The sequence below is a fragment of the Fertoeibacter niger genome (assembly GCF_009380135.2).
Lineage (GTDB): Bacteria > Pseudomonadota > Alphaproteobacteria > Rhodobacterales > Rhodobacteraceae > Fertoeibacter > Fertoeibacter niger.
This window is the reverse complement of the sequence record NZ_WHUT02000007.1, coordinates 1-18,726: the sequence shown is the minus strand read 5'-3', so window position 1 is coordinate 18,726 and position 18,726 is coordinate 1. Positions and strand designations below refer to the sequence as shown.

Here is an 18,726-nt window from a genome sequence, read left to right as displayed (position 1 = left end):
CGGCGCAAGCCGGACGCTTTGCGCGCCAAGCAGGGTGACGCCGCTTGTCAGTTGCGCGCCGCCCCGGCTTTGCGCAGACTGTCGCTGTTCATACCGCCTTTTTCCGAACGGAAACACCGTGCTTTACATGCCTTTCCGCGCGCTGCGCCCTGCCCTTGCCCTGATGGCAACCCTGTTGCCGCACATGGCACAGGCCGAGAATGCCTTTCGCTGGGTGGTGGAACCGGCGTTTGACGATGCCGGTTCGGCACATCGCGGGGTGGTGCCGCTGCAACAGGGCGGGCTCTGGGGGCTGATGGGGCCGGCTGGCCAGTGGATCGTGCCGCCATCGTTTCAGGCGGTGGGGGCGGCGGGTGACGGGCGCTTTGCCGTGCAGCAGCGCGGGTTGTGGGGCGCGGTTGATCTGGCCGGGCAGGTGGTGATTCCCGTGGAGTTCGAGGCGATCGGCACGCCCGCCGAAATCACGCCGGTGCGCTGGCAGGGCCAATGGTATGCGCTGAACCGCGACGGGTCGGCGCAGGATGTGCCCTTGGCCATCGACACGCTGGCGGGCAATGCGGGCACCTGCATCACTGGCACGGCGGGCGGCATTCCTGTGCTGGAAAACCGGGGAGTCGAGCCAGCCCTGCACCAGCCCGAGGGCATTGACCGCATCTTTGGCCCGTCCGAGGGTTTTGCCGTGGCCGTGGCGGGCGACAAGCGGGGCTTTCTCGACTGCGAATATGGCGTGATGATCGGCGGCGTGGCGGAATATGACGAGGCGCGGCGCATGGCCGAAGGGCTGGCGGCGGTGCGCGACGGCGACCTGTGGGGCTATACCGGGCCCTATGGCAGCTATGAGATCGACCCCCGGTTTCCCGCCGCCCGCGAATTTGCCGAAGGCGTGGCACCCGCGCAGGATGCGGGCGGCCTTTGGGGCTATGTGGACCGCGTGGGGCGGTGGAAGATCGCGCCGCAGTTCGATCAGGCCTACAGCTTTGCCGATGGCATAGCGGGCGTGCAGGTGGGCGAATTGCGCGGCTTCATCACGCCGGACGGGGCCTTCGCCGCCGACCCGCAGTTTCAGGATTTCTGGCGGCATGACGGCGGGGTGGTGCCGGTGCAAACGGGCGACCTTTGGGGCATCATCGCACCCGATGCCACCGACCCCGCCACCCGGCTGAACCTGCCGCTGGCCGATCTGGCCGCCAGCCTGCAAGGCCGCGCGCCGCGCTATGATCTGGTGCCATCCGCCCCGCACTGGTATTTTGCGCAGGATATCGTCTCGATGCATTCGCTGCATATCAGCGCCGATGCGCGGGTGATGGTGACGGTGCTGAACAACGGCGCGCTGGGCGAGGTGGCGCTGTGGGACATGGCCAGCCACCGGCTGATCCGCAAGATCGCGCTGCCCGAGGTGACGCAAGCCGTGATGCTGCCGGGGTCGGGCCTGCTGTCGGCGGGCACGACCACCGGGCATCTGGTGCTGATCGACGCCGAGACGGGCATCGTGCTGCACCGCATCCGCCCGCATGAAGGCGCGGTGCTGGACATGGCGCTGTCGCCTGACGGTGCATCACTTGCCACGACCGACGGGGCGTTGATCCGCCGCTGGGCGCTGGCCGACGGGCAGGCCGGGCCCGCGATTGTCTATCCCGCGCAGAAGATCCGCTTTGCCGGTGACAGTGCCGCGCTGGACGCGGGCACGATTCGCGGCGGTCTGGCCCGGTTCGGGCTGGATGGCACCCCACTGGCCGACCAGCCCGAAGGCCCGCCGCTGGAGTTTGGCGGCGGCCCCTACAACGGGGCCGTGACCAACATGGCGCTGGGCCCGGATGGCGTGCTGGCCGTGGTGCGCTCGGCGCTGGAACAGCAGCCGGATGGATTCTACGCCGAGGTGAACCAGATCGAGATCACGACCGAAGATGGCCGCCGCAGCCTGACCGTGACCAAGGGCATCACCATGCTGCTGAGCATCGACATTTCCGACGATGGCCGCACGCTGGCCTATGCCGGGCTGCGGGATGAGGATTTCTCGGTAGTGCTGGAAACCCGTGACACGGCGACGGGGGATGTGACCTTTACCCAGACCCTCAGCCGCGAAGACCCGGGCGATGGCATCGCGCGCTACATGTTCTCGGTTGACCGGCTGGCCTTTGTGCCCGGCACCGGGCGGCTGGTGCTGATCGGGGCCGAAGGCTATGCGATCGTCGAATATGACCCGGTGCAGGGCAAGATGACCGGGGCCTTCGGAGAGCCGCTGGTCGAAGGCTTTCCGAATTTCACCCGGCCGCAGGGGACCGGGTTTTATGTGTCCGACGGCGCAAGCAAACTCTGGGCCTGGGATCTGGCCGAAGGGCGACTGACCGGCGCGGTGCCGCTGGGCACCTCGATCAGCAGCGAGCAGATGTCGGATGCGCAGGGCGACATCCTGACGCTGTTTGATGCGCTGGATGATACGCAGGCGGTGCGGATTGATCTGGGCACCCTGACCGCCCGCGAACCGACGCCCGACGAACGCCAGCAGGCGCTGGACCGGATCATCGCGCTGGGCGGCGAACTGCCGGTCAGCCCCTATGCCGCGGCGCTGGAACGGCTGCCGGGCGGGGGAATCGGGGCGGTGACGCTGGCCGAGGGGCGCATGGCCGTGGAATCCGAGGGCGTGGGCCTGCACCGCGCCTATGATCTGGCGACGGGCGAATTGCTGGTGCAGTTTCTGGCCACGCCCGATGGCGAATGGCTGATGCTGACGCCCGAAGGGTTTTTTGCCGCATCTGCGAACGGTGCGCGGCTGGTGTCGGTGTCATCGGGCCTGCGGGCATTCTCGGTGGATCAGGTGTATCAGGCGCTGTATCGCCCCGATCTGGTGCAGGCCAAACTGGCGGGCGACCCCGAGGGATTGGTGGCCGAGGCGGCGCGGGGCCTGAACCTGGGCCTGATCCTGCAAACCGGGCCTGCGCCGCGCACCAGGTTTTCGCTGCCGCTGGAAGGCGCGCGCGCGGTGGACGAGGTGATCGAGGTCAGCGCCGAACTGGTGGACGAGGGCGGCGGCGTGGGCCGCGTGGAGTGGCGGGTGAACGGCCTGACGGTGGATGTGCAGACCCGCGCCGCCGAAGCGATGGAGGACAGCCCTGAGGGCCCGGTGGTGCGCACCCGCGTGGCGCTGGAACCCGGGCAGAACGTGATCGAGATTGTCGCCTACAACGCCGCCGGCCTGCTGGCCTCGGCCCCGCAGACGCTGACCGTGACATGGGATGGCGTGGCCAGCCTCGTGCCCCCCACGCTGCATGTCTTGTCAGTGGGGGTGAATGACTATGCCGACGGGCGGCTGAAGCTGAACTACGCCGCCGCCGATGCCAAGGCGCTGGCCGCGGCGCTGCAAAAGGCCGGCGAGGGGCTGTTTTCCGGCGTCAACGTGGTGACATTGCTGGATGCCGAAGTGACAGAGGCCAATCTGGACGCGGCCTTTACCGCCATGGGCGAACAGGTGAAGCCGCAGGACGTGTTCCTGTTCTTCCTTGCCGGGCATGGCAAGACGGTGGAGGGCAAGTATTACTTCATCCCGCAGGATTTCCGCTTTGTGGGCGACAACCCGATTGTCACGGGCGGCATCAATCAGGATCGCTGGCAGGAATGGGCGGCGCGGGTGAAGGCGCGCAAATCGGTGATGATATATGACACCTGCGAAAGCGGGTCGCTGACCGATACCCGGTCGGTCGATGCCGCCATGGCGCAATCGGCGGCGGTGGAGCGGCTGACGCGCGCAATGGGCCGCACCATCCTGTCAGCATCAACCGACGATGCCCCGGCGCTGGAGGGCTACAAGGGCCATGGCGTGCTGACCTATGCCTTGCTGGATGCGCTGGACGCGGGGGATACCAATGGCAATGCGACCATCGAAGTGACGGAACTGGCAGGCTATATCGACCAGATGGTGCCGGAATTTTCCAGCACCGCCTTTGGTTTCCGGCAGGTGCCGCAGATGTCGATCAAGGGCAGCGATTTTGCCCTTGGTGCCCGCGTGGCGGTTCTGGGTGGCGCGCAGGCGGAACGCTTCCCTGCCACGCTGACTCATGTGGTCGCGGGTGGCACTCCGGTGGCCGACGGGCCGGGCGGCGCGCAGGTGATGGTGATCGACGCGGGCGTGTTCTTTGGCGTCCACCGGATCGAAGAGGCGGATGGCTGGGCGCGGGTGGCCAAGGATGGCGCGGCGCTGGGCTGGGTGCCGGTTGCGGCGCTGGTGCCGTTGCAATAGCGCGCACCTGCACCGCCCATCACGCCTGACGACCTTCTTCGCGTCGCGCAGCGGGACCGACCGCAAGAAAGGGGCAAGCGCAGCGGCAGCAAGCCAATTTCGGCGTGAACATGAAAAAGCCGCCCAAGGTTGCCCCCGGCGGCCCGTTCAACGCTATCCGAAACGCCTCAGCCCTGACGGGCCTTGTAACGCTTCTGGGTCTTGTTGATCACATAGACCCGGCCCTTGCGGCGCACGACCTGGCAGTCGCGGTGGCGCAGCTTGAGCGAGCGGAGCGAGTTCGCAACCTTCATCTCTTTTCTCCCATTCGCGGCGCGCGTGCGCCTTGAAAAAACATAAGCCCCCGAAGGGGCGGTGACATGGTGGGCGGTACTGGGATCGAACCAGTGACCACTACGATGTCAACGTAGTGCTCTACCGCTGAGCTAACCGCCCACGCTGGCCTTGCCTTTCCACCCGGTATCATCGGGGCGGGCCCCAACAAAAAGGACGCGGGTGGAACCGCGTCGGCTGGCCGTGTCTATAAATAGAGTCGCCAGCCTGTTCAAGGGGTTTTGGCGCGCTAAAAAAAGCGGCTATACCTGCGGGTGATGGAGGCCCGATGACCGCTGCGCCCTATGACCTGTTCGCCCCGCACCGCCGCGAAACGCCGGTGATCTTTTCGTCACCGCACAGCGGGCGCGATTACCCGGCAGCTTTTCTGGCCCGCAGCCTGCTGGACGCGCATGAGATCCGGTCATCGGAAGATGCCTTTGTCGATCAGCTGTTTGCCTCTGCCCCGGCCTGCGGTGCGCCACTGATCGCCGCCCGTGCGCCGCGCGCCTATATCGACCTGAACCGCGCGTCGGATGAGCTTGACCCCGCGCTGATCGACGGCATCACGCGCGCGCCGCACAATCCGCGCGTGAACTCGGGCCTAGGCGTCATCCCCCGCGTGGTGGCGAATGGCCGCCCGATCTACCGCGGCAAGCTGAACCTGATCGAGGCCGAGGCGCGGATTGCCCGGCTGTGGCACCCCTATCATGCCGCCCTGCGCGAACTGATGCACGACAGCCACATGGTCTTTGGCCAGGCCGTGCTGGTCGATTGCCATTCGATGCCGCATGAGGCGATCGAGGCGCATGCCCGCCCCGGCCAGCCCCGCCCCGATGTGGTGCTGGGCGACCGTTTCGGCGCGGCGGCAGGGCGCGACGTGGTGGAACAGATCGAGGCGGCGTTTCAGGCGGCGGGCCTGCGCGTGGTGCGCAACGCCCCCTTCGCCGGCGCCTATATCGCGCAGGCCTATGGCCGCCCGTCACGCGGGCATCATGTGGTACAGGTCGAGATTGACCGCGCGCTGTATATGAATGAGGCGAGGGTGGAACCATCCGCCGATTTCCGCGCCTTCCAGCGGCTGATGACCGGGGTGGTGGCCGAGATCACCCGGATCGGGCGGCGGGCAATGCCGCTGGCGGCAGAGTAGCTTCAGCGGTTTGTCCCTTTCCTGACCCAAGTATCCTGCGGGGGTGGTCGGTAGTTCAGGAACCAGTCAGCGACAGAGTGTGAAACCCCCGAAGCCGACCGTGGCGATCAGCGCAACGCCCGCCCCTTGATGATCGCATCCTTGCCGAACTTCTCGCGTATCCGGTCTGTCGCGCGTTCTGCCGCCGACCGTTTCGCCGCCCCCGGGTCCAGCAGATCGCCGATCCTGTCGGCCTCGCCCGCCGGGCTGAGGTCGGATATCCCCACCCCGATCAGCCGGAACGGCCCCGGGTCGCGCAAGGCATCCATCAGCGCGCGCGCCTCGCGGTAGATGCGGTCGGCGGTCTGGGTCGGCTCGGGCAGGCTGTGGCGGCGGCTGACCAGCGCGAAATTGCTGCGTTTCAGCTTCAGCGTCACGGTGCGTCCCGCCATATCCTTGGCCTTGGCGCGGTCGGCCACCTGTTCGGCCAACCGCCACAGATGGCCATCCAGCAGGCTGGCATCGCCCGTATCCTCGTTGAAGGTGGTTTCCTTCGAGATGGATTTCAGCGCGTGGTCGGGCGAGATGCGGCGGTTGTCCTGCCCGCGCGCAAGGTGCCACAGCCGCTCGCCAGTGGATCCGAACCGCGCGGTCAGATCGGCCCTGTCCCAGCGCAACAGATCGGTGATCGTGCGGATGCCCGCCTGTTCCAGCGCGGTCTGGGTGGCGGTGCCCACGCCCCAGATGATCCGCACGGGTTTGCTGCGCAGGAACGCTTCGGTTTCGGCCCGCCCGATCACCGAAAACCCGCGCGGCTTGTCAAGGTCTGACGCGATCTTGGCCAGAAACTTGTTGTGGCTGAGGCCAATGGAGGCTGAAATACCCACCTGATGCTCGATTTGGCGCACCAGACGGGCCAGCAGCAGCGCGGGCGGCGCACCGTGCAGGCGCGCGGTGCCGGTCAGGTCAAGAAACGCCTCGTCCAACGACAAGGGCTCGATTGCCGGGGTCAGCGCCTCCATCAAGGCCTTGATCTGGCGTGACGCCTCGACATAGGCGGCAAAGCGCGGCTTCACCACCACCGCCTCGGGGCACAGTTTCAGCGCCTGAAACATCGGCATGGCCGAACGCACACCAGAAACTCGCGCGATGTAGCAGCAGGTGGAAACCACCCCCCGCGTGCCACCGCCCACGATCACCGGCCGGTCGCGCAGCGCCGGGTCATCGCGCTTTTCCACCGCGGCATAGAACGCGTCGCAATCCATATGCGCGATGGACAGGGCATCAAGCTCTGGATGCGCAGCAACGCGCGGCGACCGGCAGGCGGGGCAGCGCGCGCCGGTATCGAACGGTGTCAGGCAATCGCGGCAAAGGGCGGGCATGGGGCAATTATGCGCCCCGTGGCAGGGGCTGTCCACCGCGCGCTTGGTGCCGGGACATGTCGCGGGACACTTGCGGTTGCGCGCCGTTCAGCGCAAGGATTGCGTCGAAAGCCCGCTGATCCGGGCGCAAGCGATGCAGGAGCGAAACCATGGATCCGGCCGAATTTCTGGGCAGCAACGCGGTGTTCTTGGCCATCGCTGTCTTCATCATCATCTGCATCTTTCTGGGTGTGCGCATCGTGCCGCAATCGGAAAAGCATGTGGTCGAACGCTTTGGCCGGCTGCGGTCGGTGCTGGGGCCGGGGATCAACTTTGTCGTGCCCTTCCTTGACCGGATCGCGCACAAGATCTCGATTCTGGAGCGGCAGTTGCCCACGGCGCAGCAGGATGCCATCACCACCGACAACGTGCTGGTCAAGGTGGAGACGTCGGTGTTCTACCGCATCACCGAGCCGGAAAAGACCGTCTACCGCATCCGCGATGTGGATGCCGCGATTGCCACCACGGTGGCGGGGATCGTGCGCAGCGAGATCGGCAAGATGGAACTGGATCAGGTGCAGTCCAACCGCAATGGCCTGACCAGCAACATCCGCGAACAGGTGCGCGCCATGGTCGATGACTGGGGCATCGAGGTGACGCGGGCCGAACTGCTGGATGTGAATCTGGATGAGGCGACGCGGGCGGCGATGTTGCAGCAACTGAACGCCGAACGGGCACGGCGCGCGCAGGTGACAGAGGCCGAGGGCGCGAAGCGGTCGGTCGAGCTGAACGCCGATGCGCAATTGTATGCCGCCGAGCAGGAGGCCAAGGCCCGCCGCGTGCTGGCCGATGCCGAGGCCTATGCCACGGGCGTGATCGCCGATGCGATCAAGGAAAACGGGATCGAGGCGGCGCAATACCAGGTGGCGCTGAAACAGGTAGAGGCGCTGACGGCGGTGGGCCAGGGTGCCGGCAAACAGACGATCATCGTGCCGGCATCTGCGATGGATGCCTTTGCCGATGCGTTCAAGATGCTGAAAGGGCGTGCATGATGTTGAACATCTGGTGGGTCTGGGTGGTGGCGGGGTTTGGCCTTGGCGTGCTGGAGGTGCTGCTGCCGGGCTATATCTTTCTTGGCTTTGCCGTGGGCGCGGTGGTGACGGGGGTACTGGTGGGCTTTGGCCTGTCGGTCGGCGTGGCGGCGCTGCTTCTGGTCTTTGGTCTGGTGTCGCTGGCGGCCTGGTTCGTGATGCGGCAATTGTTCGGCCTGCGCGAGGGTCAGGTGAAGATCTGGCACAAGGACATCAACGACTGAGGGCACAATGCCCCGATGCTGGCAGCGCAGCCTTGCCGCAGGGGCTTTGCCTCTGAAACGGCAATGAACCTTTGGCGCCTCACGCCATCGCTGCCCTGATGTGTCTTCGCCGCCGCCTGCAAGATGCGCGTGGGCCAAGGGCTGCACGCTCATTCGCGCTGAACCGCGAGCCTCGCCCTCAGCAAGCGGTCCCCGTGGGTCAGGCTGGCTGCAAACTGCGGCCGGGGCCGATGGCTGTGTGTGTAACAAGGCCTTGGCTCAAGTGTGATGCGGTGCTGCCCCGGGCGGCAATCCGCGCGCGGGCGGCACGGCAAGGAACCAGACCGATGCGCAGCGGGTTGTAGCGGTATCTGACCAGAAATGGAGACGACCCATGAGCGACTATCGCACGCAGAATGATCCGCAGCCCAACACGACCGTTCATGTGGACGGAACGCGCGGGTCGGGCAACACGATCTATTTCATCCTGGGCGCCGTTGTGGTGCTGCTGGGGGTGTTGTGGCTGGCCTTTGCAGGCACGCCGGATGCCGTCGGGCCCGCTGACGCCCCGGCTGTAAGCATCGAGAACAATGCAGCCCCGGCAGATCCCGTGGCCCCCGCCCCCGCGGCACCGGCACCCGAGGCGACCATCACGCCGGATACACCAGCACCGGACGCGCCTGAAGCGGCCCCCGCCCCCGAAGCGGCCCCCGCCGCCCCTGAAACCCCGGCTCCGGCAAACTGACGGACGGGTTTTCTGAATTTACCAGTGACGGGCAGCCTTCGGGCTGCCCTTTTTCATGTGTCGCGGGCAAGCAGGCCCGCAGCGCCGTTCACAGCGGCGGCAGTTCGGCCAGCACGGCCAGCGCCGCCTTGCGCGGGTCGGCGGCCTGCCAGATCGGGCGGCCCACCACGATATGATCGGCCCCGTCACCTATGGCCTGCGCCGGGGTGGCAATGCGTTTCTGATCACCCGCCACCGCCCCCTTGGGCCGCACGCCGGGCGTCACGATCAGCCTGCCGCGCGCCTCGGGCAGCGCGCGGATCGCCGCCGCCTCTTGCGGGCTGGTGATCACGCCATCGGCCCCGGCGGCCAGCGCTCGCGCGGCACGCTCGACAGCCACCTCGGACAGATCACCGGCGCGGATCATGTTGGCATCCAGATCGGCCCGGTCCAGCGAGGTCAGCACCGTTACCGCCAGAATCTTCATCCCCGAGCCGCCCTTGCCGATGGCCGCAGCGCGCACCACCTGCGGGTCGCCCTGCACCGTCAGGAAATCAAGGTCATACTGGGCGATGCCGCGCACGGCAGCCTCGATCGTGGCGCCGATGTCAAACAGCTTCAGGTCAAGGAAGATGCGCTTGCCATGTTCCTGCTTCAGCTCGTTGGCCAGGGCAAAACCGCCGCCGGTCAGCATGCCCAGACCGATCTTGTAGAATGACACCGCATCGCCCAACCGGCTGGCCAGTTCCAGCCCCTGCACGATATTGGGCACATCCAGCGCCACGATCAGGCGGTCATCGGCGGTTGGGGCTGCGGCCATGATGTTTCCTTCCCGGCAAGGCCGGGCGGTGATGCGGCGCGCGGGGGCGGCTGTCAAGCCGCGTTTGTTGACGGCGCTGCGGGGCGTGGTATCGGGGAAAAAACGGGGGCGGAATGCTGATAGCATGTGACATAGGCGGCAGCCGGATCAAGGCGGCGCGGGTTGGCGCCGGCGGTGCCTTGACCACACTGGGCGATACGCCGACGCCTGCGGAGTTTCCCGCCTTTGTGGCTGCCTTGGCGGGGTTCTTGCCGCCCGGCGCGCGGGGGGTGGCGATTTCCATCGCCGGGGTGGTGGATCCGGAAACTGGCGTGCTGACCTGCGCCAATGTGCCAGCGGTGAACGGGCGGGTGGTGGCGGCCGAACTGGCCGCCGGGCTGGGCCTGCGGGTCTGGGTTGGCAATGACGCCGATTGTTTCGCGCTGGCCGAGGCGGTGCAGGGCGCGGGCGCAGGGCACCGCAATGTCTTTGGCGTGATTCTGGGCACCGGTGTGGGTGGCGGGCTGGTGATCGACGGGCGCATCGTGACGGGGGCGGGGGGCTTTGCCGGGGAATGGGGGCACGGGCCGGTGCTGAACGCGCGGCCACTGGGGGTGGATGTGCCGCATTTCGTTTGCGGCTGCGGGTTGGCGGGTTGCGTCGATACCGTGGGCGGCGCGCGCGGGATCGAGCGGCTGCATGCACATCTGACGGGGCAGGCCACGGATTCGGTGGCGTTGCTGGCGCGCTGGCAGGCCGGCGATGCTGACGCAGGGCGCACGGTGGCGGTGTGGCTGGATCTGGTGGCAGGGCCGCTGGCCATGGTGCTGAACGTGGTGGGGGCAACCATCGTGCCGGTGGGTGGCGGGCTGGCGAATGTGCCTGCATTGATTGCCGCACTGGATATGGCCGTGCGGGCGCGGGTGCTGCGCGGTGGCACGGCCCCGCTGCTGGTGCCCGCACGCAACACGGTGGAGCCGGGGCTGATAGGCGCGGCGATTGCAGGGGGGCAGGCCTTTGCTGCTTGAGGTGTGCGTCGATACGGTCGCGGGGCTGGAGGCCGCTGTTGCGGGCGGGGCCGACCGGATCGAGTTATGTGCCGCGCTGGAACTGGGCGGGCTGACGCCCTCGGCGGGGTTGATGGCTGCTGCTGCGGGCTGTGGCCTGCCGGTGTTTGCAATGATCCGGCCCCGGGCGGGGGATTTTGCCTTTTCGGCTGCCGAGGTGGCGGTGATGCGTGCCGACATCCGCGCGGCGCGGGCGGCGGGGCTGGCCGGTGTGGTGCTGGGGGCCACGCGTGGCCGCGCCCTGGACCACACCGTTCTGGCCGAACTGGTGGCCGAGGCGCGGGGCATGGGGCTGACGCTGCACCGGGCCTTCGATCTGTGCGGGCCGGATTTCCGCGCGGCCATTGATCTTGCGGTGCAACTGGGGTTTCAGCGGATTCTGACATCCGGCGGGGCGCTGACTGCGCCGCAGGGGGCGGCGGCGCTGGCCGGTATCTTCGCCCATGCGGCGGGGCGGATTGCGGTCATGCCGGGGGCTGGAATCACGGCAGAGACCATCGGGGCGCTGCGCCATCTGCCGCTGGCCGAGGTGCATGCGTCCTGTAGCGCGGCTTTCGCTGCCGACACTGCGGCAGTTGCCCTTGGCTTTGCAGCGCCGCAGATGCGCCAGACCGATGCCTCCCGGGTGCGCGCGCTGAAATCGGCGCTGACCGGTTGACTTCGGGACAGGCGGCAGGTGACGGTGGCAGCAAAAGACAGGGGGTCGGCATGCAGATCAACATCACCCATACCCGCGAGGACGACGGGCCAAAGAACGGCCCGATCACCGTGGGCTGGTTTCTGACACAGGACAAGGGCGCGGTGCTGTATGACCCGCCGGAACGGGTGATGTTCCGCCAGACCAACAAGGCGCATGCCAAATCGGCCAGCCGCTGCCCGGCGGTGATCCAGATGGAAAGCCGCTATTTCGTGGTGAAATGCCCGTTCGACATCCACATCGGCTTTGGCCGCGACGACAAGGGCAAGGCCCATCTGATCAACCGTGCCGGGGTGGCCAGCCCGGTGCGCGGCTCAAAGCTGGCCGAGGTGCTGACGCTGGTATCCGAGGTTGAATGGCGCTACCCCGACCGGCCCACGGTGCAGTTGAGCCTGCCCTACTGCTTTATCGCCGATGAAATGGTCTATCTGACGCAGCTTGCATCCTTTGCGCATTACCGCCCCACGCCGCTGCCCGGCACGATCTTTGGCGGGCGTTTCCCGATCAATGTCTGGCCGCGCCCGCTGATGTGGGCGTTCGAGTGGCACGAGCCGGCCAAGGACATCATCCTGAAACGCGGCGAGCCGCTGTTTTATGTGCAGTTCGAGGGCGATGGCCCCGACCGCCCGGTGCAGGTGGTGGAGGTGGAACGCACGCCGGAACTGACCGGCTACATGGAAAAGATTTCCGGCGTGGTGAACTACGTCAACCAGACCTTCGCGCTGTTCAAGGCAGCCGAGGATATTCGCCCGGCACGGCTGGTAAAGCCTAAGCCGCGCGACTGAAGGGCATTTCCGGCGCGGCAAAGCGCGCCAGATACAGCGCCTTTGCACTGTCCTCCAGCCGCTTGCGCAAGGGTTCGGCGCCGCGTGCCGGTTCGGTGGTAAACAGGCGCACGATATAGGGAACCGGGCGGCCCATATCCTTGATCAGCAGGCTCACCGTCGCCTCGACCTGCCCGAAGTCACGGGCATAGCGGGCATGTTCAACCTGGGCAGAGATGATACGCATGGCGGACCTCATGGGAACAACGTGGATCATGTCAGGTTCTGCGCCCGGCAGCGCGCATCTGCTGGCGCAAGGTGGCCGGGTGACTTGTCGTCACGGCAACGCGCAGCGGAATCGGCTGTGGCGGGGCCATGCCTGTGGCAACAAAGGCCACGGCGGCCTCAAGATGGCGAAACACGGCCTCATGGATGACGGCGGCGATGCTGGCGGCGGTGGAGGCCATGTCGGCGTTTCCTTTGTGCCTGAACGTGATCACAACTGTGGTCACAATGCAGACATGGGCAAAAAGTTCCGCATTTGCAGGGGCAGGCAGCATCACAGCTGCTTGAAGCACGGGCTTGAACTTCGCCCCGCAGGTTCCCAGATCTGACACAAGACCCGGACGGGCCGTGCCGCGCAGCGGGCGGGGGAATGCCGGGGGCTTTTGCACAGGAGAATGCCGATGAACATTGAAAAGTTCACGGAACGGTCGCGCGGTTTCCTTCAGGCTGCCCAGACCATCGCGATGCGGGAAAGCCACCAGCGGCTTGCGCCCGAACATCTGCTGAAGGCGCTGATGGATGACGATCAGGGGTTGGCCAGCAACCTGATCCGCCGCGCGGGGGGCGAGCCTGCCCGTGTGGTCGAGGCTGTGGATGCGGCCCTTGGCCGCTTGCCGAAGGTGACCGGTGATGCCCAGCCCTTCATGGACCCGGGCCTTGTGCGCGTGCTGGACGAGGCGGAAAAGGTGGCCAAGAAGGCGGGCGATTCCTTTGTGCCGGTGGAACGCATCCTGATGGCCCTCGCCATGGTGGCCAGCAAGGCCAAGGAGGCGCTGGATGCCGGTGCCGTGTCGGCGCAGAAACTGAACGCGGCGATCAATGACATCCGGAAGGGCCGCACCGCCGATACGGCCTCGGCCGAATCCGGCTATGACGCGCTGAAGAAATATGCCCGCGACCTGACCGATGCCGCGCGTGACGGCAAGATCGACCCGATCATCGGCCGGGACGAGGAAATCCGCCGCGCCATGCAGGTGCTGTCGCGCCGCACCAAGAACAACCCGGTGCTGATCGGCGAACCCGGCGTGGGCAAGACGGCGATTGCAGAGGGTCTGGCGCTGCGCATCGTCAACGGCGATGTGCCCGAAAGCCTGAAGAATAAGAAGCTGATGGCGCTGGACATGGGCGCGCTGATCGCCGGTGCCAAATACCGTGGCGAATTCGAGGAACGGCTGAAAGCCGTGCTGAACGAGGTCACGCAGGCCGCAGGCGAGATCATCCTGTTCATCGACGAGATGCACACGCTGGTGGGTGCGGGCAAATCCGAAGGCGCGATGGACGCGGCCAACCTGATCAAACCCGCCCTCGCGCGGGGTGAATTGCATTGCGTCGGTGCCACCACGCTGGATGAATACCGCAAATATGTGGAAAAGGACGCGGCCTTGGCCCGCCGGTTCCAGCCGGTCATGGTGTCGGAACCCACGGTGGAGGATACGATTTCCATCCTGCGCGGCATCAAGGAAAAGTATGAACTGCACCATGGCGTGCGGATTTCGGACTCGGCGCTGGTGGCGGCGGCGACGCTTTCGCACCGCTACATCACCGACCGTTTCCTGCCCGACAAGGCCATCGACCTGGTGGACGAGGCCGCCAGCCGCCTGCGGATGGAGGTGGACAGCAAACCCGAGGAGCTTGACCAGCTTGATCGCCAGATCCTGCAATTGCAGATCGAGGCCGAGGCGCTGAAGAAAGAAGATGACGCGGCCAGCAAGGACCGGCTGGAAAAGCTGGAAAAGGAACTGTCGGGTCTGCTGGAACAATCGGCCGAGATGACGGCGAAATGGCTGGATGAACGCGACAAGCTGGAAGCCTCGCGCGAGGTGAAGGAACAGCTTGACCGCGCCGGTGCGGAACTGGAGCAGGTGAAGCGCGAGGGCAATCTGGCGCGTGCGGGCGAGCTGACCTTTGGCATCATCCCCGACCTGCGCAAGAAACTGGAAGCCGCCGAGGCGCGCGAGGGCGACCTTCTGGTGTCCGAAGCCGTGTGGCCGGAACAGATCGCCGAAGTGGTGGAACGCTGGACCGGCATTCCCACCACCAAGATGCTGGAAGGCGAGCGCGAGAAGCTGCTGCGCATGGAAGGCGAACTGGGCAAGCGGGTGATTGGCCAGCGCGCCGCGCTGACGGCTGTGGCGAATGCCGTGCGCCGCGCGCGGGCCGGGCTGAACGACGAGGGGCGGCCCTTGGGCAGCTTCCTGTTCCTGGGGCCGACCGGCGTGGGCAAGACGGAACTGACCAAGGCGGTGGCCGAATATCTGTTCGACGACGATCAGGCCATGGTGCGCATCGACATGAGCGAATTCATGGAGAAACACGCCGTCGCCCGCCTGATCGGGGCACCGCCCGGCTATGTGGGCTATGAGGAGGGTGGCGTTCTGACCGAGGCCGTCCGCCGCCGCCCCTATCAGGTGGTGCTGTTCGACGAGGTGGAAAAGGCCCACCCCGATGTGTTCAACGTGCTGTTGCAGGTGCTGGATGACGGCGTGCTGACCGATGGCCATGGCCGGACGGTGGATTTCAAGCAGACGCTGATCATCCTGACCTCCAACCTCGGGGCCTACAGCCTTAGCCAGTTGCCAGATGGGGCCGACCCCACGCAGGCGCGGGCCGAGGTGATGGAGGCGGTGCGCCAGCACTTCCGCCCCGAATTCCTGAACCGGCTGGATGACCAGATCATATTTGACCGGCTGGGACGGGCCGACATGGGGGCCATCGTGACGATCCAGTTGCAGCGGCTGGAAAAGCGGCTGGCCGCGCGCAAGATCACGCTGGAACTGGACGAGGCGGCGAAAGGCTGGCTGGCGGATGAGGGCTATGACCCGGTGTTCGGCGCGCGTCCGCTGAAACGGGTGATCCAGCGCCATCTGCAAGACCCGCTGGCCGAGATGATACTGTCGGGCGATGTGCGCGACGGGGCGGTGGTGGTGGTCAGTGCCGGGGCCGAAGGGCTGATTATCGGCGACCGGATCAGCGCCTCGCGCCGCGAACGGCCGGCGCAGACCGTGGTGCATTGACCGTGCATCGGTTGAACGGGCGTGTTTCAAGGGAAAGGCCCCCGTCACCGGGGGCCTTTTTGTTGCCCGTGCCGGATCACATCGGCGGCAGGATAACCTTGTCGATCACATGGATCACGCCGTTCGACGCGGCGATGTCGGCGGTGACGACATTGGCGTCATTCACCTTCACGCCGCCTTCGGTCATGATGGTCACTTCACCACCCTGCACGGTGGCGGCCTTCATGCCGTTGCTCAGGTCGGTCGACATCACCGCGCCCGGAACAACGTGATAGGTCAGCACGGCCACCAGTTGATCCTTGTTTTCAGGCAGCAACAGGTTGTCTACCGTGCCGGCGGGCAGGGCCGCAAAGGCCTCGTCCGTGGGGGCGAAAACGGTGAACGGGCCTTCGCCCTTCAGCGTTTCCACCAGACCGGCAGCCTGCACGGCGGCGACCAGCGTTGTGAAGCTGCCCGCTTCGACAGCGGTATCAACGATGTCCTTGGTCATGGCATGGCTGTCGGCAAAGGCCGGGGCAGCCAGAAGCGTGGCGGTGGTCATTGCCAGAAAGGTTCTGCGGATCATTGGTGTCACTCCCGTTTGATCGCCAAATTGGCTTGGCATCAGGGAGACGCAGCAGCGCTGCTGCCGGATGACACTCGCATTCGCGTGAGCGGGGATTGACCCGGTGGGAACGAAAGCTAAGCCGCAGGTTGTGGAATCATCCAGTCAAAAACCTGTGACGCAGAGTGATCGCCCGTGACGGGCGCCGGTGTAACGAAACTCTGCCCAAGGCGAAGCATCTGCCTGTTTCCCGCCGCGGCGCGGGCCCGATGTTTCAGCAGCGTATCCCAAACGTGAGACAAGTTTTCTTGGTTTTTCATCGCGGATGGCGCATTTTCGCAAGGCAAGGATGATGAGGGAAAAGATGCGCAATGTCTACCGGAGTGACCTGAACTGGTCAGATGTGACGCCGCGGGCGGTGTGGATGAGCCGCCGCCAACTGATCGGCGCCGCCGGGGCACTGGCGCTGGCCGGGCCCGCCGCTGCCAGTATCGGCGCGGGCAAGAGCGCCCTTTCCACCGACGAAACCCCGAACACGCTGGAAGAGATTTCCAGCTACAACAACTTTTACGAGTTCGGTCTGGATAAGGCCGACCCCGCCCGCTATGCCGACGCGCTGACCGTGGACCCCTGGGCAATCGAGATCGGCGGGCTTGTGGACAAGCCCGGCAGCTATGACCTGGCCGACATCCTGACCGGCGTGACGCTGGAGGAACGCATCTACCGCTTCCGCTGTGTCGAGGCCTGGTCGATGGTGATCCCCTGGGTGGGGTTTGAACTGGCCACATTGCTGAACCGCGTGGGCGTGCAGCCGGGCGCGAAATTCGTGGCCTTCGAGACGCTGGTGCGCCCCGAGGAAATGCCGGGCATCGGCGCAGGCTACCTCGACTGGCCTTACCGTGAGGGCCTGCGGCTTGACGAGGCGATGAACCCGCTGACCATCCTGGCCACGGGTCTTTATGACGAACCCATGCCGAAACAGAACGGTGCGCCGATGCGGCTGGTGGTGCCGTGGAAATACGGCTTCAAGAGCATCAAGAGCATCGTGAAGATCAGCCTCGTGGAAGAGATGCCGCAGACCACCTGGAACATGCTGCAACCGCGTGAATACGGGTTCTATTCGAACGTGAACCCGACGGTCGATCACCCGCGCTGGAGCCAGGCGTCAGAGCGTCGCATCGGTGGTGGCTTCTTTGCGCCGCGCGTGGATACGCAGATGTTCAACGGCTATGGCGAACAGGTGGCAAGCCTTTATGCCGGGCAGGATCTGGCGCAGGATTTCTGATGAACGCGCAGCGCATCAACGGCGCGTTGCGCCCTGTGCCGCCCTTGGCGGTTTATCTGCTGGGGCTGGTGCCATTGGGGCTGCTGGTGGTGCAGGTGTTCACCGGCGGGCTGGGTGTCGATCCGGTCAAGGTGATAGAGCGGCAACTGGGCGAGGTGGCCCTGCAACTGATCGTGGCGGGGCTGTGCATCACCCCGCTGCGCTGGCTGACCGGGGTGAACCTGATCCGTTTCCGCAGGGCGGTGGGGTTGCTGGCATTCTTCTATGTGGCGCTGCATCTGCTGACATGGCTGCTGCTGGACCTGCAACTGCGCTGGGGCGAAATCGGGGCTGATCTGACGAAACGCCCCTATATCATCGTGGGCATGGTGGGATTCGCGCTGTTGCTGCCGCTGGCCATCACGTCGAACAACCTGTCGATCCGGCGCATGGGTGCTGCGGGCTGGCAGCGGCTGCACCAGCTGACCTATCTCGCGGCCATAGCGGGAGCGGTGCACTATGTGATGCTGGTCAAGACCTGGGCGGCCGAACCGCTGCTCTATCTGGGTCTGGTTGTGGCACTTCTGGCGTGGCGCGCTGCGCGGAGTTTGCGCCGAGCGGGGCTGCGCAGCGCCTGAATCGCAGTTTGACCGTCCGATCAAAGCCTGAGTCTGTGGATAACCCGCGGCCTCGGGTTTTTGTTTGTGCAGGCCCGGGCCCGCCACGTTTCGCCCCGACAAAAAGTTGCGCCAACCCGGGGGCATTTTGTGGCTATAGTTGCGCCAACCCCAAGATATTGCGCAACATATGGCCATTTCGAAAAAAGTGTCATCATTCTGTTTTTTTGCTCTTGCGGGTTTTTTCCTCTGGGCCTAAACACCGCCTCACCGAAGCGGAAGTGACGGTGGACGGAACGGCGGGGCGGCGCGGAAGTGCTGCGGAAGTCGGGAAGTTTGGAAATCTGGAGATGAGGCGGTTGGTTGCGCTGAGGTATTGGCGCTGCTGATTGTTTTGTGTCTGCGCTCTTTGACATTGATGATATCTGAAGAGATATGCGGGCGGTTTGGTCGTTTCGACGATCGAAAGCTAGCATATCGGGTCTCTAGGCTTTGGCCGATGATGGGATTGAAAGCTTCACGGTTTGTGGGTTCTGGTTACTTCGGTAACTTGAGCACATGAATTGTTAAGACCTGTGTTCTTATGGGATGCAGGCAGATGTGCGAAGGTTCGACGTCAAG

At 65.6% G+C, this 18,726-nt stretch carries 17 protein-coding genes and 1 tRNA gene; 11 read left to right on the top strand and 7 right to left on the bottom strand.

All coding sequences use genetic code 11. The annotated features are described in order from the left end of the window. The first annotated feature begins 127 nt into the window (after window positions 1–127). The gene (locus GEU84_RS12340; RefSeq protein ID WP_241427678.1) at window positions 128–4,234 is read left to right on the top strand and encodes a WG repeat-containing protein; all 4,107 of its coding nucleotides are present in this window, start codon (window positions 128–130) and stop codon (window positions 4,232–4,234) included. A 167-nt stretch (window positions 4,235–4,401) separates the two neighbouring features. On the opposite strand, the gene ykgO is transcribed toward GEU84_RS12340, so the two are convergent. Together ykgO and GEU84_RS12330 are read right to left on the bottom strand one after the other, a co-directional pair. Continuing rightward, complete coding sequence (gene ykgO / locus GEU84_RS12335) at window positions 4,402–4,527, bottom strand: type B 50S ribosomal protein L36 (protein ID WP_002722020.1); 126 nt, start codon at window positions 4,525–4,527, stop codon at window positions 4,402–4,404. A 67-nt stretch (window positions 4,528–4,594) separates the two neighbouring features. Beyond that, window positions 4,595–4,669: transfer RNA gene (locus GEU84_RS12330), tRNA-Val, on the bottom strand. 166 nt (window positions 4,670–4,835) lie between these two features. Between GEU84_RS12330 and GEU84_RS12325 the strand changes: the two genes are divergently transcribed. Continuing rightward, on the top strand, window positions 4,836–5,696 hold the full coding sequence (locus GEU84_RS12325) for an N-formylglutamate amidohydrolase (RefSeq protein WP_152826505.1): 861 nt from the start codon (window positions 4,836–4,838) through the stop codon (window positions 5,694–5,696). A gap of 107 nt (window positions 5,697–5,803) precedes the next feature. Here GEU84_RS12325 and GEU84_RS12320 read toward each other — a convergent pair whose 3' ends face one another. Beyond that, window positions 5,804–7,057, bottom strand: a complete 1,254-nt coding sequence (locus tag GEU84_RS12320; protein WP_152826504.1) for a DNA polymerase IV — start codon at window positions 7,055–7,057, stop codon at window positions 5,804–5,806. A 149-nt stretch (window positions 7,058–7,206) separates the two neighbouring features. Here GEU84_RS12320 and GEU84_RS12315 point away from each other — a divergent pair, with 149 nt between their 5' ends. From GEU84_RS12315 to GEU84_RS12305, 3 genes are all read left to right on the top strand, one after another. After that, window positions 7,207–8,088 (top strand): SPFH domain-containing protein, encoded by an 882-nt coding sequence (locus tag GEU84_RS12315; protein WP_152826502.1) that lies wholly within the window; start codon window positions 7,207–7,209, stop codon window positions 8,086–8,088. Continuing rightward, entirely contained in the window at window positions 8,085–8,351 is a 267-nt protein-coding gene (locus tag GEU84_RS12310) for an NfeD family protein (RefSeq protein WP_152826500.1), read from the top strand. The genes GEU84_RS12315 and GEU84_RS12310 overlap by 4 nt, the downstream gene beginning before the upstream one ends. A gap of 373 nt (window positions 8,352–8,724) precedes the next feature. Continuing rightward, on the top strand, window positions 8,725–9,075 hold the full coding sequence (locus tag GEU84_RS12305; protein ID WP_152826498.1) for a hypothetical protein: 351 nt from the start codon (window positions 8,725–8,727) through the stop codon (window positions 9,073–9,075). Between the two features lie 88 nt (window positions 9,076–9,163). On the opposite strand, the gene pyrF is transcribed toward GEU84_RS12305, so the two are convergent. Next, window positions 9,164–9,874 (bottom strand): orotidine-5'-phosphate decarboxylase, encoded by a 711-nt coding sequence (gene pyrF, locus GEU84_RS12300; RefSeq protein ID WP_152826496.1) that lies wholly within the window; start codon window positions 9,872–9,874, stop codon window positions 9,164–9,166. A 113-nt stretch (window positions 9,875–9,987) separates the two neighbouring features. Here pyrF and GEU84_RS12295 point away from each other — a divergent pair, with 113 nt between their 5' ends. The 3 genes from GEU84_RS12295 to GEU84_RS12285 are packed head-to-tail and all read left to right on the top strand — an operon-like array spanning window position 9,988 to window position 12,402. After that, complete coding sequence (locus tag GEU84_RS12295) at window positions 9,988–10,881, top strand: ROK family protein (RefSeq protein WP_152826494.1); 894 nt, start codon at window positions 9,988–9,990, stop codon at window positions 10,879–10,881. Then, a complete protein-coding gene (locus GEU84_RS12290; protein WP_152826492.1) occupies window positions 10,871–11,578 on the top strand; it encodes a copper homeostasis protein CutC in 708 nt (235 codons plus the stop codon). The genes GEU84_RS12295 and GEU84_RS12290 overlap by 11 nt, the downstream gene beginning before the upstream one ends. A gap of 50 nt (window positions 11,579–11,628) precedes the next feature. Then, window positions 11,629–12,402 carry a hypothetical protein gene (locus GEU84_RS12285; protein ID WP_152826490.1) on the top strand — a complete coding sequence of 258 codons (774 nt, stop codon included), beginning with the start codon at window positions 11,629–11,631 and terminating at the stop codon, window positions 12,400–12,402. Here GEU84_RS12285 and GEU84_RS12280 read toward each other — a convergent pair. Together GEU84_RS12280 and GEU84_RS12275 are read right to left on the bottom strand one after the other, a co-directional pair. After that, window positions 12,386–12,628, bottom strand: coding sequence for a hypothetical protein (locus tag GEU84_RS12280; RefSeq protein ID WP_152826488.1), 243 nt, complete (start codon window positions 12,626–12,628; stop codon window positions 12,386–12,388). The genes GEU84_RS12285 and GEU84_RS12280 overlap by 17 nt on opposite strands. A 31-nt stretch (window positions 12,629–12,659) precedes the next feature. Beyond that, window positions 12,660–12,848 (bottom strand): hypothetical protein, encoded by a 189-nt coding sequence (locus GEU84_RS12275; protein ID WP_152826486.1) that lies wholly within the window; start codon window positions 12,846–12,848, stop codon window positions 12,660–12,662. Window positions 12,849–13,067: 219 nt separating this feature from the next. On the opposite strand from GEU84_RS12275, the gene clpB reads away from it, so the two are divergent. Further along, window positions 13,068–15,680 carry an ATP-dependent chaperone ClpB gene (gene clpB / locus GEU84_RS12270; RefSeq protein ID WP_152826484.1) on the top strand — a complete coding sequence of 871 codons (2,613 nt, stop codon included), beginning with the start codon at window positions 13,068–13,070 and terminating at the stop codon, window positions 15,678–15,680. 76 nt (window positions 15,681–15,756) lie between these two features. On the opposite strand, the gene GEU84_RS12265 is transcribed toward clpB, so the two are convergent. After that, window positions 15,757–16,245: a fasciclin domain-containing protein gene (locus GEU84_RS12265; RefSeq protein ID WP_152826482.1), complete on the bottom strand. Its 489-nt coding sequence runs from the start codon at window positions 16,243–16,245 to the stop codon at window positions 15,757–15,759. 343 nt (window positions 16,246–16,588) lie between these two features. On the opposite strand from GEU84_RS12265, the gene msrP reads away from it, so the two are divergent. Together msrP and msrQ are read left to right on the top strand one after the other, a co-directional pair. Continuing rightward, window positions 16,589–17,509: a protein-methionine-sulfoxide reductase catalytic subunit MsrP gene (gene msrP, locus GEU84_RS12260; RefSeq protein WP_152826931.1), complete on the top strand. Its 921-nt coding sequence runs from the start codon at window positions 16,589–16,591 to the stop codon at window positions 17,507–17,509. Next, window positions 17,509–18,126 carry a protein-methionine-sulfoxide reductase heme-binding subunit MsrQ gene (msrQ, locus tag GEU84_RS12255; protein ID WP_152826480.1) on the top strand — a complete coding sequence of 206 codons (618 nt, stop codon included), beginning with the start codon at window positions 17,509–17,511 and terminating at the stop codon, window positions 18,124–18,126. The genes msrP and msrQ overlap by 1 nt, the downstream gene beginning before the upstream one ends. The last annotated feature ends 600 nt before the right edge of the window (window positions 18,127–18,726 follow it).

Excerpts from the sequence above, each read along its gene's own strand:
- pyrF (WP_152826496.1), bottom strand. The coding sequence starts at position 9,874 with ATGGCCGCAGCCCCAACCGCCGATGACCGCCTGATCGTGGCGCTGGAT.
- GEU84_RS12295 (WP_152826494.1), top strand. The coding sequence starts at position 9,988 with ATGCTGATAGCATGTGACATAGGCGGCAGCCGGATCAAGGCGGCGCGG.
- msrQ (WP_152826480.1), top strand. The coding sequence starts at position 17,509 with ATGAACGCGCAGCGCATCAACGGCGCGTTGCGCCCTGTGCCGCCCTTG.
- GEU84_RS12305 (WP_152826498.1), top strand. The coding sequence starts at position 8,725 with ATGAGCGACTATCGCACGCAGAATGATCCGCAGCCCAACACGACCGTT.
- GEU84_RS12280 (WP_152826488.1), bottom strand. The coding sequence starts at position 12,628 with ATGCGTATCATCTCTGCCCAGGTTGAACATGCCCGCTATGCCCGTGAC.
- GEU84_RS12315 (WP_152826502.1), top strand. The coding sequence starts at position 7,207 with ATGGATCCGGCCGAATTTCTGGGCAGCAACGCGGTGTTCTTGGCCATC.
- GEU84_RS12325 (WP_152826505.1), top strand. The coding sequence starts at position 4,836 with ATGACCGCTGCGCCCTATGACCTGTTCGCCCCGCACCGCCGCGAAACG.
- GEU84_RS12285 (WP_152826490.1), top strand. The coding sequence starts at position 11,629 with ATGCAGATCAACATCACCCATACCCGCGAGGACGACGGGCCAAAGAAC.
- clpB (WP_152826484.1), top strand. The coding sequence starts at position 13,068 with ATGAACATTGAAAAGTTCACGGAACGGTCGCGCGGTTTCCTTCAGGCT.
- msrP (WP_152826931.1), top strand. The coding sequence starts at position 16,589 with ATGCGCAATGTCTACCGGAGTGACCTGAACTGGTCAGATGTGACGCCG.
- GEU84_RS12320 (WP_152826504.1), bottom strand. The coding sequence starts at position 7,057 with ATGCCCGCCCTTTGCCGCGATTGCCTGACACCGTTCGATACCGGCGCG.
- GEU84_RS12340 (WP_241427678.1), top strand. The coding sequence starts at position 128 with ATGCCTTTCCGCGCGCTGCGCCCTGCCCTTGCCCTGATGGCAACCCTG.
- GEU84_RS12265 (WP_152826482.1), bottom strand. The coding sequence starts at position 16,245 with ATGATCCGCAGAACCTTTCTGGCAATGACCACCGCCACGCTTCTGGCT.
- GEU84_RS12310 (WP_152826500.1), top strand. The coding sequence starts at position 8,085 with ATGATGTTGAACATCTGGTGGGTCTGGGTGGTGGCGGGGTTTGGCCTT.
- ykgO (WP_002722020.1), bottom strand. The coding sequence starts at position 4,527 with ATGAAGGTTGCGAACTCGCTCCGCTCGCTCAAGCTGCGCCACCGCGAC.
- GEU84_RS12275 (WP_152826486.1), bottom strand. The coding sequence starts at position 12,848 with ATGGCCTCCACCGCCGCCAGCATCGCCGCCGTCATCCATGAGGCCGTG.